Here is a 16,428-nt window from a genome sequence, read left to right as displayed (position 1 = left end):
CACCTCGAGTGCCTGTACCCCCCATGGAGAACACGTGGTGGATAGGCCGGACGTGGAAGCCCCGCAAGGGGTGGAGCTGACCGGTACTAACGGGGGAACGGCAACACACACCCCAACCCTGTTGGGGAGCATCGAAAACATTCTTCTGCAATGGACTTCCGGACGGCATGGAGCATCCGGATGACCACAAGACCATTTCGACATCGCGTCCGCTATCCGGTCCCCGGACCATCACGGGAACCATCCCCACGCCCTTGGGGCGTGGACGTCTAATTGAAGATTTGCGGCGGTCATGGCCCAGGAGAGACGCCCGGCATCCATTCCGAACCCGGAAGCTAAGGCCTGGCACGGCGATGGTACTGCACCCGAGAGGATGTGGGAGAGTAGCACACCGCCGCACCACACGTTACCGAAGACCCCGGAAGGCCTCAGCCTCCCGGGGTCTTCGCATACCCGCACACGCATTCCGACACCAACCCACAACAACAAGAAACCCAACACCAACGGGACCAGGACCCCACTCGCATATGCCGCATACCGGCAACGACGAAGCCGTCACGGCAACCCCGACACCAACACCAGGACACCCTTCGTTTACCCACACTTGACGGGAACCCAGACGCACGACGCCACGGGCGGCCGCACGATGACGACAACATCAAAGCCGCCACGAAACCCCCGGCACCAACCGCACCAGAACTCCACACACTCACTCACACACACACGAGTCTTCACTCCGTCGTCATATCGGGACTGCCCTGCTCCGCACTAACTTGGGGCACCGCGGATGGTTCCTTGTATGAAACACAATGGCGTGAGAATGATCGCATGAATTTCAATGAAACTATTCGTCATGCGACGATGAAGGATCTGGACTCGCTTACGGCTATTGAGGAAGCGTGCTTTCCGCCTGCTGAAGCGGCCAGTGCGTATGCATTGCGGGCTCGGCTGTCCGTGTATCCCGATTTCTTCTGGATATTGGCAGATGGGGCGACCATTATCTCGTTCATCAACGGATTCGCAACGAACCGTCCGGACCTGACGGATGACATGTACGAGGACGCTTCGTTGCATGATCCTGATGGCGAATGGCAGATGATATTCGGTGTAGACACCGATCCGCGATTCCAGCATCTCGGTTATGCCAGTCGGCTGATGCGTGCGGTTATTGACGATACGCGTGCTGCCGGCCGTAGGGGACTGGTCCTCACCTGTAAGGAACGGCTCATCGGCTTCTATCAGCGGTTTGGGTTTATCGACGAAGGAGTTTCCGCGTCCACTCACGGCAATGTCGTATGGCATCAGATGAGACTGACCTGCGACGCCGATTAGTATCGCGCGTCAATAAATTCGTTAACGAATTCACTACCCCTCAGACCTGCTTCGCGGGCCAGTACTATAAATATAGATGCGCTCCGTGCGTGTTCTGCTGGCTTGCCTGTTGGCTTGTACGTTGTCTACAAACAGCTTTGCTGTTTGCTTCACAGCAACATCCTAACAAGGGGAGCCAAAAACATAATCAACGAATTTCCGGGACGGACCACTAGTTTTTCGGTTATGGATGCGCTGCGTGCGCGGTGAGTTGTCTTGGCCGTCGACTCGCGCGTCACCTGCGAGTGATTCTGCCATCTGTCACGGCGAGGTCCTGATGGGGAACCGAAAACTGACGAACAGCTGGCGCAAGATATCAAGCTGTCATGCGCCAGCTGAGTGCAATCAGAAATCGAAGTTGTCGGGGTCTGCGCCGTTGCGACGGCCGGTGTTCAGTGCATTGATGGCTTGCACATCATCATCGGACAGCACGAAGTCGAACACGTCGAAGTTCTGACGGATGCGCTCCGCATGCGTGGACTTCGGCAGCACCACAATGCCGCGCTGGATGTGCCAGCGAATCACCACCTGTGCGGCGGACTTGCCGTACTTGGCGCCGATTTCGGCTAGCACCGGGTTGGATAGCAGGTTGCCGCCGGTACCGCCCAACGGGCTCCATGCCTCGACATCGATGTGCTTGGTAGCCAGGAAGTCAACAAGCTCCTGGTTGTCGAACTGCGGTGAGGATTCGATCTGATCGACGGCGGGCAGCACGTCGCTGTCCGCCAGCAGGTCGTCGATGTGATGCGCTTGGAAGTTGCTCACACCGATGGCTTTTGCACGGCCGGATGCGTAGATATCCTGCATGGCGGCCCATGACTCCTGCCAGCCGTCCACCGGCCAGTGGATGAGGTACAGGTCCACGTAGTCCACGCCGAGACGGTCCAGGCTTTCCTGGAAGGCGTCCTTGGCACGGCGGGCGCGGATATCATCGTTCCACAGTTTGGTGGTCAGGAAGATGTCGCCGCGCGGCACGCCGGAGCGACGGATGCCCTCGCCCACGGAGGTCTCGTTGCCGTAGATCATTGCGGTGTCGATATGACGGTAGCCGGCCGCCAGCGCCGTCTCCACCGCATTCACCGTGGTGTCGCCGTCCGGCGTCTGGAACACGCCCAGACCCACCTGCGGGATAACCGTGCCGTTGTTGAGCGTGATGGTCGATTGAATTGCCATGATGCCTCGCAATCCGAAAGTGGTGTTCGTTTCATCACCTACTCTAGAGAACGATGCCGATGAGCGCAGGCCATGAACACAGATCGATGTCCAGGCTCGACTGACGGCTACGATGGGGGAAGCATGCAGGGCTCGGATGAGGGGACAGACCGATGAAGACGAAATACGCGGCCGTATTCGACGCGGGCACCACCGCGCTGAAAGGCGCCATGGTTGACGACAGCGGCAGGATCATCGCCAGCGCGAGCGAGAATCTGGATCTGCTCATTGACGGCGATGAACGGGAACAGGATCCGGACCAATGGTGGCAGGCGTTCCGCAACGTCTCCCGTAGCATGCTGGAACAGGCGGCGGATGCGTCCGGCGATTTCGGATTCGACGCATCACACATCGCCGGTATCATCTGCAGCGGCCAGATGCAGGATGTCATCGCTCTGGACGCCGATCTGAATCCGGTGCGCAACGCCATCCTGTATTCGGATGGCCGGGCGGAGGAGCAGGCGTCACGTTTGGCGTCGGCGCTGGAAGGCGGCGAGCGTGAATTCCTTGATATCGTTGGCAATCGGCTTGAGGGCTGTCTGCCACTGCCCAAACTCATGTGGCTGCGCGACCACGATCCCGAGGTTTTCGGGCATATCCGTCATGTGCTCATCAGCTCGAAGGACTATCTCATCGCTCGTCTGACCGGCGTCTGTGTGGGCGATGTGGCGGCATGCTCCACAGCCGGTGCCATGGATATCCGTGAAGGGCGTTGGGATGCGGAATTATGCGCGGCGGCCGGGCTCGACAGGACATTGCTGCCGGAGCTGCATGCGCCGCAGGACCGCATCGGGGCGGTCACGCCGGAGGCCTCGGAACGTACTGGGTTCGCCGTGGGCACGCCAGTATATGCCGGCATCGGCGACGCCGGCGCCACTACGCTCGCCAGCGGGGTGAGCCGGCCCGGTCAGTACAACATCAACATCGGCACATCCGGCTGGATCGCGACCATATCGCCCGAACCGTTCACGGACAAGCCGGGCGCCGCCAACCTCGCATTCGGCGTCGGACCGGGATTCGTGAATGCCGTGCCGTTCCTCAACGCCGGGGACGTGCACCAATGGGCGACCCATGTGTTTGCCGGAGCCGACTACGAGAAGGCGCACGAGCTCGTGGAAGGGTCCGTGCCCGGCTCCCACGGCGTGCTGTGCCTGCCGTATCTGGTGGGGGAGCGGTTCCCGGTGATGAATCCGGATATCCGTGGCGCCTACGTGGGACTCTCCCCCGACACGACCAGCGCGGACATGATGCGGGCGGCGCTGGAGGGCGTGGCCTTCTCGATCCGCGAGGGGATGGGCAGCTTCGATGTCGCGCCCGTCTCGATATCGTTGATCGGGGGCGGCGCCCGCGAAAGCGCATGGTGCCAGATCCTCGCCGATGTGCTGGACCATCCGGTCGAAGTATTCGCCAACGCGGAGGTGCTGCCCGCCGTGGCGCTCGCCTCTCTGGTGTTCGGCGACGTCGATCTGGTGCACGCCATCCGTGAGAGCACGACGTATGCGCCCGACGCCGTGGCGACGCGGACCTACGAAACCGTCTACCGGCGTTTCCTGACGCTGTACCCGGCTTTGCGGACGCTGATGTGAGAGGGCTTGAGGATGAATATGACGAGTTCGAGGCATGCGCCGATGGATGAGGCATATGAACGTATGGCATCGGAATATGAGGCAGACAAACATCGTGAGGCAGACAAGCACATGGTGCGTAGGCATATCGTCGTCACCGGCTTGGTGCAGGGCGTCGGCTTCCGGTATTTCGCCGTCATGAAGGCCCGTGACCTCGGGGTCGCCGGCTGGGTATGCAACCGGTTCGACGGTTCGGTCGAGGCCGAGGCGCAGGGCGACGAGGACGCCGTGCACGCATTCATCTGCGCACTGCGCCAGGGGCCGAGATGGGCTAGGGTGCGGGATGTGCAGGTCGAAGATATGGCATTGACCGACGAGACGCACGGCGACTTCCGTGTGCGCGGCTGACCGGGCGCCGCACGATAATCTCACGATACGGCTGAAAGTGGGCATTGCGCGAAGGTTCGTGAGCGCACGTTGCTACGATGGATAGTTATGAGCGAGAACATCATGCGAATCATTGATCTGCGCGGTAAGCACCTGACCCGCGCCGAACTGCTGGCCGCGATGCCGCGTGCCGCCATGGGAACCTCCGAGGCCACCGATCTGGTGCGTCCGATCCTCGAAGATGTCAAGGAGCGCGGTGCCGCAGCGTTGCGCGACTTCGAGGAGAAATTCGACCATGTGCGCCCCGAACACCTGCGTGTGCCCGAAGCGGCGTTCGATGAGGCGCTGGAACAGCTCGACCCCGAGGTGCGTGTCGCCATCGAGGAATCCGTGCGTCGCGCCCGCGCGGTCGCCAAGAACCAGGTGCCGAAGGACTTCCACACCGATCTGGCCCCCGGCGCTCGCGTCGCGGAGCGTTGGATTCCGATCCAGCGCGTCGGCCTGTACGTGCCCGGTGGCAAGGCCGTGTACCCAAGCTCCGTGATCATGAACGCCGTGCCCGCCCAGGCAGCCGGCGTCGAATCGCTGGCCATCGCCACTCCGCCGGCCCGTGACGGCAGCAAGGGCCTGCCGAACAAGACCATCCTCGCCACCTGCGCCATTCTGGGCGTCAAGGAGGTCTATGCGGTCGGCGGCGCACAGGCCATCGCCATGTTCGCCTACGGTGCCAAGGGCAGCGAACCCCAGGACGGCGAGGTGCTGTGCGACCCGGTCGACAAGATCACCGGTCCGGGCAACATCTTCGTGGCCACCGCCAAGTCGCTCGTCTCCGGATTCGTGGGCATCGACGCGGTCGCCGGCCCCACCGAAATCGGCATCATCGCCGACAAGGACGCCAACCCGAGCCTTGTGGCCGCCGACCTGATCGGTCAGGCTGAACACGACGAACTTGCCGGTTCCGTGCTGTTCACCGATTCGCCGGAATTCGCCGAGCAGGTGCAGGAGAACCTCAACTATCGCGTGCCTCGCACCGAGCATGCCGAGCGCGTCCACACGTCACTGTCCGGCACACAGTCCGCCATTGTGCTCACCGACAACCTCGATGAGTCCATCGATGCGGCCAACGCCTACGCGGCCGAGCATCTCGAAATCCAGACCGCCGATGCGGACGCCGTTGTCAAGCGCATCAAGAACGCCGGCGCCATCTTCCGCGGTCCATACTCCCCGGTGCCGCTGGGCGACTACATGTCCGGCTCGAACCATGTGCTGCCCACCGGCGGTACCGCCCGTTTCGCCGCCGGTCTTGGTGTGCACACCTTCATGAAGCCGGTCGAAGTCATCGAATACGACGAGGAGGGCCTGAAGGAGCTCGCCGCACGCATCAACGCCTTCGCCGTCTCCGAAGATCTGCCGGCCCACGGCGAGTGCGTGCTGAGTCGTTTCGTCAAGGACCCGTACGACAAGGCCACGCTGCGCGAGCAGGAGAAGGAAGCCGGTCTGCTGTAATACAGAGCGGCGCCGAATCGCCGTGATGCGCCTGGCAAACAGGGGAATCCGGCGATATCCGGAATGATCGTGCAGGGGATGGCCATCACGATTCCGGCCATCCCCGTCATATGTCGTCGCACAGCCCATGCCGTCGAATGACGGCACCGCACTTGGGGGAGAGGAAAAGCAACAATGAGTGAGAACAACAGCAATGCGATCCCGGCCGATCTGCCGCTGCGCAACGATCTGATCGGCGAGGAGCCGTACGGCGCACCACAGCTTGACGTGCCGGTCTGCCTCAACGTCAACGAGAACCCGTACGCACCGGACCCCGAGGTGTGCGAAACCATCGCCAAACGCGTGCTGGAGATCGCCCCCACGCTCAACCGCTACCCCGACCGCGAGCATGTCAAGCTGCGTCAGGCGTTCAGCGACTATCTTGCCCGCGAATCCGGCACCCGACTCGACGTGGATGAGCTCTGGGGCGCGAACGGCTCCAACGAAATCATGCTCCAGCTGTTCCAGGCATTCGGCGGTCCCGGTCGTACGGCTCTGGGCGCCGACCCCACCTACTCCATGTACCCGGAGTATGCGCGGGACACGTTCACCGGGTGGAAGCTCGTCCATCGCAACGCCGACTTCACCCTCAACGTGGAGAAGACCATCGAAGCCATCCATGAGGTGAAGCCGTCGATGGTGCTGCTCACCAGTCCGAACAACCCGACCGGCACACCGTTGCCGATGGAGGACATCGAGCGTATCCTCGCCGCTTGCGAACACGCCGAGGTGGAGGGTGCCCCCGCAGGTGTGCATCCCATCCTCGTGGTCGATGAGGCTTATGTCGAGTTCCGCAAGCCCGGTACGCCAAGCGCCGTCTCCTTGGTCAAGGACCATCCGAATCTGGCCGTCAGCCGCACGATGAGCAAGGCCTTCGCCTTCGCCGGCGCGCGTGTGGGATATCTCGCCGCCAGCAAGGGCATCATCGACTGCGTGCGTATCGTGCGCATGCCGTACCATCTCTCCGCCGTGACTCAGGCCGCGGCGCTCGCCGCCTTCGAGCACACGGACGAACAGCTGAGCCGGGTCGAGCATCTGCGCGAAACGCGCGAGGCCACAGCGGCATGGCTCAAGGAGCAGACCTACAAGGGCCAGCCGTTGGCCGTGGCCGAGTCGGGGTCCAACTTCTTGCTGTTCGGCGGGCATTTCGACGACCGCGATGCCATCTTCGACGAGCTGCTGAAGCGCGGTGTGCTCATCCGCGTGGTCGGCCCCGAAGGGTGGTTGCGCGTCTGCATGGGCACGGACGAGGAGATGGAGCGCTTCCGCACTGCACTCATCGAATCGATGCGGGTGGTGGAGGCCCGGTAACGGACGGCAACGCATGGTGAAGCCCGCTCTCCTGTCGTGAGTCATGAGCAGCCCGCTGACGCCAGTTGGCGGCCACTCAGACCCGCTTTGTGAGCTGGTTCCCCTTTATCAGGAGAGCCGCAAGCAGAGTCAATGAGTCACCGACGCGCGACGCCGAACCGAATTTACCGAACCGGACAATTCCGGCAGTACAACTGACACATACAGAAGACGTATTCGATGATGCGCCCTGCGAGGAAGGCCGCAATCGGCCGACTGCGGGGCGCACCGCAAGACAAGGAGCATCGTCATGGCGCGCACCGCGCACATCGTCCGCGAAACCAGCGAATCGCACATCGATCTGACCCTGGACCTCGACGGCACCGGTAAAACCGACATCGACACGTCCGTGCCGTTCTACAACCACATGATGAACGCGCTCGGCAAGCATTCGCTCATCGATTTGACCATCCACGCGCATGGCGACACCGACATCGACGTGCATCACACCGTGGAGGACACGGCCATCGTCTTCGGTGAAGCGCTGAAGCAGGCTCTGGGCGACAAACGCGGCATCCGCCGTTTCGCCGACGCCACCGTGCCGCTCGATGAGGCGCTGGCCAAGGCCGTCGTCGATATCTCTGGACGCCCCTACGTGGTGTGCACCGGAGAGCCTGAAGGCTTCGAGTACTGCATGATGGGAGGCCATTTCACCGGCTCGCTGGTGCGCCATGTGATGGAATCCATCGCGCTGCACGCCGGCATCTGCCTGCACATGCAGGTGCTCGCCGGCCGTGACCCGCACCACATCGCCGAAGCCGAATTCAAGGCACTGGCCCGTGCGCTGCGTTTCGCCATCGAACCCGATCCGCGTATTCAGGGGCTGATTCCCAGCACGAAAGGCAGCCTGTGATGTCGGGGAAGACGAACGGCGAACAGGATTTCGACCCGGACGAACCGCATTTCTCCGACGAGGAGCTGGAAGCGGCGCTGGCCGGGTTCGAGAAGGAATTCGCGGATGATTCCTCCAATCCGGCTGCATCGCCGGAGACCGGGCATGCGGCTGACGGGGAGAATGGCGCCGACGCCGATCGAATCGGCCAGGCTGGACCGGCTGATCAGATTCACCAGTCCGGTCAGATTCACCAGTCCAATCAGACCGGGCGGGATGGACAACAGGATGCCACCGGTGCCGATCAGGACGAGAAGAACGGACGCCCCGCACGGTCCGGCCAATCCGCGGATTTCGATGAGCAGGCGGCGGCGGATGCGGTGAATGAGGCCATGGCCGATGTCGTGGACCCCTCGCTCGGTTTCGACAACGAACTGGCCGGCCTGCTCGGCAATAAGGCCAAGGTGGCGCTGATCGTCACGCGTGTGGCCTCGGCGGAGCTGCTCGCCGCGTTCTGCCAGCTGTCGGACATCGCGGCCGAATGCGTCGGTTCCAATCAGGGTGCCATCGCCGTGCTGAAGAACCTGGACGGCGACGGCCCGGAGGCGGCCGCCAAGGATCTGACCACCGTGGTCTCCGGCATGGCCGTGGTGCTTGCGGTCAACCGTGCCGACAAGCTCGAGGCCACGATGTATCTGCAAGGCGAGGCGGGACAGAGTTTCGCGCCGCCCGTGCTGTTCACCTCCACGCCGCGATTCGTCGAGGACATGATGCTCGGCATCGTCACCTTGGCGCAGCTCAAGACGCAGGGGTTTGAGGTGGTGGATTCCGCAGGTCTCACCCATGACGAAGCCATGCAGGTGCTGGCCAACCACACCAAGCGCGGCCGTGGGGGACGCGGCACACGCATTGAATAGACGTCCGGGGCAACGGCGTTCGTGAACGCTCATGGACATCGTTCATAGATATGAAACGTTCATAGCAACGTGAAGGGAAGGCGGAATATGACCAAAGCGGTTGTCTTTGATTACGGATTCGGCAACGTGCGCTCCATGGTGCGTGCGCTCGCCAACCTCGGCGTGGACACCACGCTGACTTCCGATTACCGGCAGGCGCTTGAGGCCGACGGACTCGTCGTGCCGGGCGTCGGCGCATTCGCCGCATGCATGTCGGGACTGAAGAAGGTGGATGGCGACCGGGTCGTCTACGACCGCATCCGTGCCGGCCGTCCGGTGCTCGGCGTGTGCGTGGGGGAGCAGATCATGTTCGAACATGGTCTGGAGCATGGCGACCATGCCGACGGTCTCGGTCTGATCGGCGGATCGGTCGACCTGCTCGATGCGGATGTGGTGCCGCACATGGGTTGGGACACCGTCGAAGCCGATCCGGACTCCACGCTGCTCAAGGGCGTGGAGGGTGAGCGCTTCTACTTCGTGCACTCCTATGCCGCCATGGCCGTCACGGCCGCGGACACTGCGCCGTTCTCCATCGACCTGTCCGGCTACGACGAGCATGTGAGCTGGTGCCGGTACGGGCGCTCCCGTTTCGTGGCCGCATACGAGCGCGGACCGCTTTCGGCTACGCAGTTCCATCCGGAGAAGTCCGGCGATGCGGGCGCCCAGCTGCTGAGGAACTGGGTCGCCACGTTCTGACGGCACGAGATGCGAACAGCCTGCCGGTGCGGCGGGCCCAATACGAAAGGTAATGGTTATGTCACTGACTCTGCTTCCCGCCGTCGATGTGCGCGACGGCAAGGCCGTACGCCTGCGCCAGGGCGAATCCGGTTCCGAGACCGACTACGGTTCGCCGTTCGACGCGGCCCGCACCTGGGTCGAGGCCGGGGCGGAATGGATACATCTGGTCGATCTCGATGCCGCATTCGGCACCGGCAATAATCGCGATCAGCTGCGCCGCATCGTCCATGAGCTGGGCGACAAGGTGAACATCGAACTGTCCGGTGGCGTGCGTGACGACGAATCGCTGGATGCGGCGCTCGAAGCCGGCGCGGCCCGTGTGAACATCGGCACCGCGGCGTTGGAGAACCCCGACTGGACCGCCTCCGTCATCGGCAAATACGGCGATCGCGTAGCCGTCGGACTTGACGTGCGCGGCCACACGCTGGCCGCACGCGGATGGACCCGCGAGGGCGGCGACCTGTTTGAGACCATGAAGTTCCTCGACTCCGTGGGTTGCTCCCGCTATGTGGTCACCGACGTGGCCAAGGACGGCATGATGTCCGGTCCGAACATCGAACTGCTTCGCGAGGTGGCCGAACGCACCGATGCCAAGGTGACCGCATCCGGCGGCATCTCCAAGTTGGACGATCTCAGGGCCATCAAGGAACTCGCCGATCTCGGCGTGGACGCGGCCATTCTTGGCAAGTCCCTCTACGCCCGCGCCTTCACGCTGCAGGAGGCCCTTGAGGTGGCGAAGTAGACCTTTGGAAGTAGACCTGCCTTATTCGGATGCAGTTCGAATCCGGGTTGGAATCATACTGCATCCGGACTGATATTCGTATCGAGAGACCCGTGCCGGGGTCCCTGCACGTCATCGTTTGCAGGGCCACCGGCACGGGTCTTCGCGTTTGACCCGCTGGACGGAGCCGTCACGGAGCCGCTGTGGAGCCGTAGCGAAGCAACCGCCCCGCGAGAACCTCTACGCGCAGGGCAGCTCACCGGATTTGAGCAGCCCCTTGAACACGGCGTAGTCCTCCTCGTTCTGCTCCGCATAGGATACGGCGAACGAGGCGATGGACTGGTCGAACTCGTCAGTGCCACCCATGTAGTTGGCGATGGCGATGGAATCGCCGGTGCGGGCATGGGCATGGGCCAGCGCCCATGCGCACATGCGGGCCAGATCGTTGAGCCCCGACGCATTGAGGTTGTCGATGTCGATGGACCCCTTGCCGTTCCACAGCTGCCGCACGTAGTAGTCGCGCTTGCGGCCGTCCTCGGCCATGAAGCTGGACCATCCGAGCAGCACGTCCGCCGTGGACTGGATGATCTTCTGCCCCTGCACCACGCGCTCGCCGTGCGTGGCGTACTTCGAGGCGCCACAGTAGTGCTCCAGCACGGAATACGTGGCCTCTTTCATCTGGATCATCATCGGGTCGTCCATGTCGCGTGCGATCCAGATGGACGTCCATGCGCGCTGGCCCACCGATCCGACACCCACGACCTTGCGGGCGGCGTCCTGATAGCGCAGATGGTCGAACACCATGCGGCGGTCATCGTACAGCGAATGCCGGTAGCTTTCGAACAGCGTATCGATCCGGGCCTGCAGGGCCTCGACGTCGGCGTAGTCGTCAAGCTGGTTGATCGGCACCAGTTCCGGTGGATTCGATTTGAACCGCAGCTTGCCTCCCTCGTAATGGCACAGCTTGGCCGCGGCCGCGTCATTGTCCTTGAGCAGTGCCTTCATGGCGGCCTCGCGCAGCACATGGCTGTGGGAGGAACCGTCGTTCTCGAACCGGTCCAGCGTCTCCTCCACGTCCAGATGCTCGTACCAGGCATCCAGATAGTCCATTTCGGAGAACCACTTCATCCGCGTGCGGTAGGTCTCGACGCAGTTGATCACCGCATCCCGGCGGTCGCGCTCCTTGAGCTTGTTGGCCCGGCCGCAGATCTCCACGGAGACCGCCAGACGTTTGAGATCCCACTCCCAAGGGCCGATCGCCGTTTCGTCGAAATCGTTGATGTCGAACACCAGGCGGGCGGAGGGGGAGCGGAAGATACCGAAATTGCCGATATGCGCATCGCCGACGCATTGCACCGGGATGCCGGTCACGGGAGTCGTGGCCAGATCATTGGTCATGATGAGCACCGTGCCACGGTAGAAGGTGAACGGGCTCACGCTCATACGCTTGTAGCGCAGCGGCACCAGCTCCGGTACGCGAATCGCCGACTGCTCCTCGAGCAGGCTGATGGCTTCGCGGCGTCCGGAACGTACCTGCCAGGCGGCGTGGGCCTCGAGCGGGGCCTTGGCCCGGGCGGCGATGCCGGCGCGAGAACGGTCGCGTGGATTGGCGGCCTGCCTCCAGGAGGCGACGTCGACCGGCGGATTGGGGGACGGGGTGAGATGGTCTTCTGCTGCTTCGCTCATGGGAACCACCATAACCCAATGACGGGCCGCGAGGCGCGAAACATTCCGTGGGATGTTAACGCCGGTCGTAACACGGCTATGGAACGATAGGCGATTATGGATAAACAGCAGGAGTTTGCGCTGCGCACGGTCGAGGAACGCGACGTGCGCTTCATTCGTCTTTGGTTCACGGATGTGTTGGGAACATTGAAATCCGTGGCTATCGCTCCCGCGGAGCTGGAATCCGCATTCGAGGAGGGGCTCGGATTCGACGGTTCCGCCATCGAGGGCATGACCCGCGTATCCGAAGACGATATGATCGTTCACCCGGACCCCTCCACCTTCCAGATTTTGCCGTGGCGCGGCGGTCCTCAAGGCACCGCCCGTATGTTCTGCGACATTCTGACACCTGATGGCGAGCCGTCGCTGGGCGATCCGCGCCATGTGCTCAAGCGCGCGCTCGCCAAGGCCAAGGAGAAGGGATTCACGTTCTACGTGCATCCCGAGATCGAGTTCTACCTGTTCGAAAGCCAGACCGACTGGTCCAAGGCGCCGACCCCGATCGACGAGGGCGGCTACTTCGACCATGTGCCGCGCAGCCCCGGCATGGACTTCCGCCGCGCCACCGTGAACATGCTCGAGCAGATGGGCATCTCGGTGGAGTACTCGCACCACGAGGCGGGTCCGGGACAGAACGAGATCGATCTGCGCTACGCCGATGCCCTCACCACGGCGGACAACATCATGACCTTCCGCACGGTCGTCAAGGAGATTTCGCTGGAGCGCGGCATCCACGCCAGCTTCATGCCGAAGCCTCTGGCCGACGCCCCCGGCTCCGGCATGCACACGCACCTGAGCCTGTTCGAAGGCGATTCCAACGCCTTCTACGAGGCTGGCCAGGAGTTCAACATGTCGCTCACGGCACGCCAGTTCGCCGCCGGCATCCTGTACCATGCGGCGGAGATCTGCGCGGTGACCGACCAGTACGTCAACTCGTACAAGCGCCTGTGGGGCGGCAACGAGGCGCCGAGTTACATCTGCTGGGGCCACAACAACCGGTCCGCGCTGTTGCGTATCCCGCAGTACAAGCCCGGCAAGGGCAACTCCGCGCGCATGGAGTTCCGCGCCCTTGATCCGGTCGCCAACCCGTACCTCGCCTACTCGGTGCTGCTGGCCGCGGGCCTCGACGGCATCGACAAGCAGATGCAGCTGGGTGAACCCACCAGCGACGACGTCTGGGAGCTCACCGACGGCGAACGTCAGGCCATGGGCATCCAGCCGCTGCCGCGCTCGCTGGACGAGGCGCTCAAGATCATGGAGAAGTCCGACTTCGTGGCCGATGTGCTCGGCGAGCACGCCTTCGGCTACTTCCTGAGCAACAAGCATCAGGAGTGGGAGGAGTACAACCACCAGGTCACGCCGTACGAGCTCAAGAAGTATCTGCCCAAGCTGTAGGCTTGAGTCTTTCGGACTTTCGCCCGTGCTTCAAAGACCTTTCGCATCATTGCCATCTGACTCGGTGCGGAAGGCCTTTCGCGTGCCTTCGGCCTGCATCGGGATGATCGGCGCCGATGCGTCACGCAGCGAATAGGCCAGCGTCGTGGTGAGGCTTTCGCCCGGAGCGACGTCGGTCCGCATGGAATCGGCATCGTAGCCGGGCACGTCACCATCACGGGAGAACATGACCCGATTCGTCTGCAGGCCGTTCTGATAGACCTCGGGCCGGGCGAGCGCGTCGAACGTCAGTGCCTTGCCGCTGGTGTTCGTCCACGCATAAGGAGACGATCACCGTGGGGCACCCGTGATAGTCGTCCGGCCCGGACCTGGCCGAGTCGATGGTCAGCCTGCCCTGGTCGTCGCCCGACGCATCGCGGACGTCGCCGGTACGTTCCACGGCGGTCGGCGTGGCCGCCGTTCCCTCCGGCGTGCCGTCACCGCCGCCATCGGCGATCAGCGTCCGCCATGACCCGCCGAAGGATCCGAACCAGTCGGGGCGTTGCCGGGCAGCGGCCCCGCGAGGCCCCACGCCACGATGCAGACGATGATAATGCAGACGATGGCCACCCAGATGAATCCGTGACGCCTTCTGCGCGGCCGTTTGGAGTTCTGTCGTGCGACGACCGGATTCGGCCTGCGGAAGGAACTCCGGGAGGATGATTTGTTGTGGTTGGCTGCGGCGCGATTGTCCGGATCGATGTAGGAGGGCAGCCCGTCGTCGAACGGGGAGACGTAATCGTCCTCATTCCGGAACAGTCCCACGTGCGGCCTCCTTGATGCGGTTTCCTTGGTCTGACTTATTGTACGGGCCTCGCCGGCGTGTCCGAAGGCGCTGGAGAGCTGCTCGTAATCGACGCACGTTCCCGAGATGCTGACCTGTCTTGCCGAGGACGTAGATGGGGACGTCGCAGATGGGCGTTGGAAGAGTTGCGACGCCGGTCCGCTTGATGTTCTCGTCACCCCGATCTCGACGGTCTGGGCCTTTTGTATTCATCCGGACTCGTTCCGATTCCATTTCGATTCCATCCGGGCCCTTCCTCGGTGTCGCGTTGCGGGGGTTTCGGATTCATCTCGCATCTGCTTGTCTCCAGTTGCACGAAGTTGCATGTATCACGGTGTTGAGGGCGTTGCGTTCTTGGATGCACACGAGGATGTCGTATGGTAATAGCCGGCGACGGCACTTGCTCTGGTGCTTGCCTTGTGTGTGACGTTGTACGCATTGGGGACGTTCACGATGATGATGCAGGTTCTGCTTGGTGTGGCTCCCGCGGCCATTCCTGGAATCATCGTGACCATCGTCACCGGTGCTTCCATCTCTGGTCATGATTCCGCAGTCATCGGCCGGCTGGTCGATGACAGGGGCGAGAATAGTCAATGTCAATGATTGAGTTAATCAATCGGAGGGAGAACAATGAGAACTTTCAGGAAGACACTGAAAAGGGCGGCTGCATTCGCTGTGTCGGTCATGGCGGTGGTTGGTCTTGCCGCGTGCGGTTCGCAAACGGGGGGGCGTCCATCATTCCGAAGCTGACGGCCGTTCAGGGTTACGACTACGAGGCGGACAAGCCCGCGAAACTCGACAATGACGGCTCGGTCCCGTTCAATTGGACCGGATGGGACATCAAGAAGATTAAGCTGGGCGGCAGAAACGGTGCGTTGGTGGGACGTTTTGTCTACGTGACATTGACGAACAAGAGCAAGCAGGATGTTGACACGGGAACCATCAATCTGATTGGATACCATGACGGCAAGAGGAACTGGAAGAAGATAGAGGAAATAAAACTAGAACTTTGCCGTCCCACGTCAAATCCCGCCGATGGAGAGGTCCATCTCATGGACAGGGAGACCATAAAGGCGGGCGAGACACGCACTTGTGCGGGGGACCTGACGGGGGACCTGACAGACAACGAACCGGTATCCGACGAGTTCCGTCCTTGGTTCATGACTTGGAATTCGGAGAAGTCTGATGGTACGTGGGTCGATGGTGCGTCGTGTGACAAGAACAACAACAAGTTCGATTCCTGTCACTTCGGACTCGGAACCACGCAGTCCATCAAGCTGGACAAGTAGGTACGGCGGAATACAACGGGCATCGCATCCGGGAGGGAGGCGATGCCCGTTCCCGTAATTCGGACCAATCGGACACGGAGGGGAATCAGGGACACGGGAGGGACGTGACGTGTCGTTGCCGTGGGGTCGGTTGGTTGTATCGGCTCGTTGGTTCCGTTGGGTCCTTGTTGTGTAGGGGACGTGCGGGATTATAGGTAAGCGATCGTGTTTGTGGGGCTGGCTCCGTGCCGGTCCCTTTTATGTGGTTAGGTTGTATCGATGGTTTGTATATCTACGTGTTACGGCATGGGTCAAACGTATGTGGCCCGTGCAGATTCAGGAGGATACGCAACATGATTATGAAGAAGTATGTCAGGGGTCTGGTGCCCGTTTTGATGGCGGGTGTTTTCGCCTTGGGCGGGTTGTCTCAGACGGCGATGGCCGTGGATGCGAATGCATGTGGGACCATTAATACGACCACGTCCATTTGTCTGCAGAACATTACGAGGGGTCATACGTATCGGGCCTACGCTCTTGGTT

General features: G+C 62.2%; 15 protein-coding genes, 2 rRNA genes and 1 pseudogene. 14 read left to right on the top strand and 4 right to left on the bottom strand.

Annotated elements, in window-relative coordinates; genetic code table 11:
- The 3 genes from BG22_RS10965 to BG22_RS07905 form a co-directional block, all read left to right on the top strand.
- Positions 1-110: ribosomal RNA gene (locus tag BG22_RS10965) — 23S ribosomal RNA — on the top strand; the annotation flags it as partial.
- A 172-nt stretch (positions 111-282) separates the two neighbouring features.
- Positions 283-400 (top strand): 5S ribosomal RNA (rrf, locus tag BG22_RS07910).
- A gap of 428 nt (positions 401-828) precedes the next feature.
- Positions 829-1,332 (top strand): GNAT family N-acetyltransferase, encoded by a 504-nt coding sequence (locus BG22_RS07905; RefSeq protein WP_140494667.1) that lies wholly within the window; start codon positions 829-831, stop codon positions 1,330-1,332.
- 384 nt (positions 1,333-1,716) lie between these two features.
- Here the strand turns inward: BG22_RS07905 and BG22_RS07900 are convergent, their stop codons facing one another.
- The gene (locus BG22_RS07900; RefSeq protein WP_140494666.1) at positions 1,717-2,544 is read right to left on the bottom strand and encodes an aldo/keto reductase; all 828 of its coding nucleotides are present in this window, start codon (positions 2,542-2,544) and stop codon (positions 1,717-1,719) included.
- 152 nt (positions 2,545-2,696) lie between these two features.
- On the opposite strand from BG22_RS07900, the gene BG22_RS07895 reads away from it, so the two are divergent.
- The 8 genes from BG22_RS07895 (at position 2,697) to priA (ending at position 10,698) form a co-directional block, all read left to right on the top strand.
- Positions 2,697-4,169 (top strand): FGGY-family carbohydrate kinase, encoded by a 1,473-nt coding sequence (locus BG22_RS07895; RefSeq protein WP_140494664.1) that lies wholly within the window; start codon positions 2,697-2,699, stop codon positions 4,167-4,169.
- A gap of 63 nt (positions 4,170-4,232) precedes the next feature.
- Entirely contained in the window at positions 4,233-4,556 is a 324-nt protein-coding gene (locus BG22_RS07890; RefSeq protein ID WP_258186277.1) for an acylphosphatase, read from the top strand.
- An 87-nt stretch (positions 4,557-4,643) separates the two neighbouring features.
- Positions 4,644-6,041 (top strand): histidinol dehydrogenase, encoded by a 1,398-nt coding sequence (gene hisD / locus BG22_RS07885; RefSeq protein ID WP_181163453.1) that lies wholly within the window; start codon positions 4,644-4,646, stop codon positions 6,039-6,041.
- Between the two features lie 174 nt (positions 6,042-6,215).
- On the top strand, positions 6,216-7,391 hold the full coding sequence (locus tag BG22_RS07880) for a histidinol-phosphate transaminase (protein ID WP_140494661.1): 1,176 nt from the start codon (positions 6,216-6,218) through the stop codon (positions 7,389-7,391).
- A gap of 289 nt (positions 7,392-7,680) precedes the next feature.
- Positions 7,681-8,283 carry an imidazoleglycerol-phosphate dehydratase HisB gene (gene hisB, locus BG22_RS07875; protein WP_094668208.1) on the top strand — a complete coding sequence of 201 codons (603 nt, stop codon included), beginning with the start codon at positions 7,681-7,683 and terminating at the stop codon, positions 8,281-8,283.
- Positions 8,283-9,179, top strand: coding sequence for a hypothetical protein (locus BG22_RS07870; protein WP_140494660.1), 897 nt, complete (start codon positions 8,283-8,285; stop codon positions 9,177-9,179). The genes hisB and BG22_RS07870 overlap by 1 nt, the downstream gene beginning before the upstream one ends.
- 87 nt (positions 9,180-9,266) lie before the next feature.
- The gene (gene hisH / locus BG22_RS07865; protein WP_140494658.1) at positions 9,267-9,914 is read left to right on the top strand and encodes an imidazole glycerol phosphate synthase subunit HisH; all 648 of its coding nucleotides are present in this window, start codon (positions 9,267-9,269) and stop codon (positions 9,912-9,914) included.
- A gap of 58 nt (positions 9,915-9,972) precedes the next feature.
- Entirely contained in the window at positions 9,973-10,698 is a 726-nt protein-coding gene (gene priA, locus BG22_RS07860; RefSeq protein WP_140494656.1) for a bifunctional 1-(5-phosphoribosyl)-5-((5-phosphoribosylamino)methylideneamino)imidazole-4-carboxamide isomerase/phosphoribosylanthranilate isomerase PriA, read from the top strand.
- Positions 10,699-10,917: 219 nt separating this feature from the next.
- On the opposite strand, the gene BG22_RS07855 is transcribed toward priA, so the two are convergent.
- Positions 10,918-12,363, bottom strand: coding sequence for a DUF2252 domain-containing protein (locus BG22_RS07855; protein WP_140494654.1), 1,446 nt, complete (start codon positions 12,361-12,363; stop codon positions 10,918-10,920).
- 96 nt (positions 12,364-12,459) lie between these two features.
- On the opposite strand from BG22_RS07855, the gene glnA reads away from it, so the two are divergent.
- A complete protein-coding gene (gene glnA / locus BG22_RS07850; RefSeq protein WP_094668212.1) occupies positions 12,460-13,797 on the top strand; it encodes a type I glutamate--ammonia ligase in 1,338 nt (445 codons plus the stop codon).
- A 30-nt stretch (positions 13,798-13,827) separates the two neighbouring features.
- On the opposite strand, the pseudogene BG22_RS07845 reads toward glnA, so the two are convergent.
- Together BG22_RS07845 and BG22_RS07840 are read right to left on the bottom strand one after the other, a co-directional pair.
- Positions 13,828-14,106: pseudogene (locus tag BG22_RS07845) on the bottom strand (DUF5067 domain-containing protein); the annotation flags it as partial.
- Positions 14,107-14,292: 186 nt separating this feature from the next.
- A complete protein-coding gene (locus BG22_RS07840) occupies positions 14,293-14,601 on the bottom strand; it encodes a hypothetical protein (RefSeq protein ID WP_140494650.1) in 309 nt (102 codons plus the stop codon).
- A gap of 472 nt (positions 14,602-15,073) precedes the next feature.
- On the opposite strand from BG22_RS07840, the gene BG22_RS10875 reads away from it, so the two are divergent.
- Both BG22_RS10875 and BG22_RS07835 read left to right on the top strand, forming a co-directional pair.
- Positions 15,074-15,223: a hypothetical protein gene (locus BG22_RS10875; RefSeq protein ID WP_181163451.1), complete on the top strand. Its 150-nt coding sequence runs from the start codon at positions 15,074-15,076 to the stop codon at positions 15,221-15,223.
- Positions 15,220-15,909: a hypothetical protein gene (locus BG22_RS07835; protein WP_140494648.1), complete on the top strand. Its 690-nt coding sequence runs from the start codon at positions 15,220-15,222 to the stop codon at positions 15,907-15,909. Before BG22_RS10875 ends, BG22_RS07835 begins: the two co-directional genes overlap by 4 nt.
- Positions 15,910-16,428: the final 519 nt, after the last annotated feature.

Source organism: Bifidobacterium sp. UTBIF-78, assembly GCF_006408945.1.
GTDB classification, from domain to species: Bacteria; Actinomycetota; Actinomycetes; order Actinomycetales; family Bifidobacteriaceae; genus Bifidobacterium; species Bifidobacterium myosotis.
Note: the sequence above shows the minus strand (reverse complement) of the source record. Positions and strands in the feature narration are given on the sequence as shown.

Coding starts and splice junctions, on each gene's coding strand:
- BG22_RS07905 (WP_140494667.1), top strand. CDS start 829: ATGAATTTCAATGAAACTATTCGTCATGCGACGATGAAGGATCTGGAC.
- BG22_RS07900 (WP_140494666.1), bottom strand. CDS start 2,544: ATGGCAATTCAATCGACCATCACGCTCAACAACGGCACGGTTATCCCG.
- BG22_RS07895 (WP_140494664.1), top strand. CDS start 2,697: ATGAAGACGAAATACGCGGCCGTATTCGACGCGGGCACCACCGCGCTG.
- BG22_RS07890 (WP_258186277.1), top strand. CDS start 4,233: ATGGCATCGGAATATGAGGCAGACAAACATCGTGAGGCAGACAAGCAC.
- hisD (WP_181163453.1), top strand. CDS start 4,644: ATGAGCGAGAACATCATGCGAATCATTGATCTGCGCGGTAAGCACCTG.
- BG22_RS07880 (WP_140494661.1), top strand. CDS start 6,216: ATGAGTGAGAACAACAGCAATGCGATCCCGGCCGATCTGCCGCTGCGC.
- hisB (WP_094668208.1), top strand. CDS start 7,681: ATGGCGCGCACCGCGCACATCGTCCGCGAAACCAGCGAATCGCACATC.
- BG22_RS07870 (WP_140494660.1), top strand. CDS start 8,283: ATGTCGGGGAAGACGAACGGCGAACAGGATTTCGACCCGGACGAACCG.
- hisH (WP_140494658.1), top strand. CDS start 9,267: ATGACCAAAGCGGTTGTCTTTGATTACGGATTCGGCAACGTGCGCTCC.
- priA (WP_140494656.1), top strand. CDS start 9,973: ATGTCACTGACTCTGCTTCCCGCCGTCGATGTGCGCGACGGCAAGGCC.
- BG22_RS07855 (WP_140494654.1), bottom strand. CDS start 12,363: ATGAGCGAAGCAGCAGAAGACCATCTCACCCCGTCCCCCAATCCGCCG.
- glnA (WP_094668212.1), top strand. CDS start 12,460: ATGGATAAACAGCAGGAGTTTGCGCTGCGCACGGTCGAGGAACGCGAC.
- BG22_RS10875 (WP_181163451.1), top strand. CDS start 15,074: ATGATGATGCAGGTTCTGCTTGGTGTGGCTCCCGCGGCCATTCCTGGA.
- BG22_RS07835 (WP_140494648.1), top strand. CDS start 15,220: ATGATTGAGTTAATCAATCGGAGGGAGAACAATGAGAACTTTCAGGAA.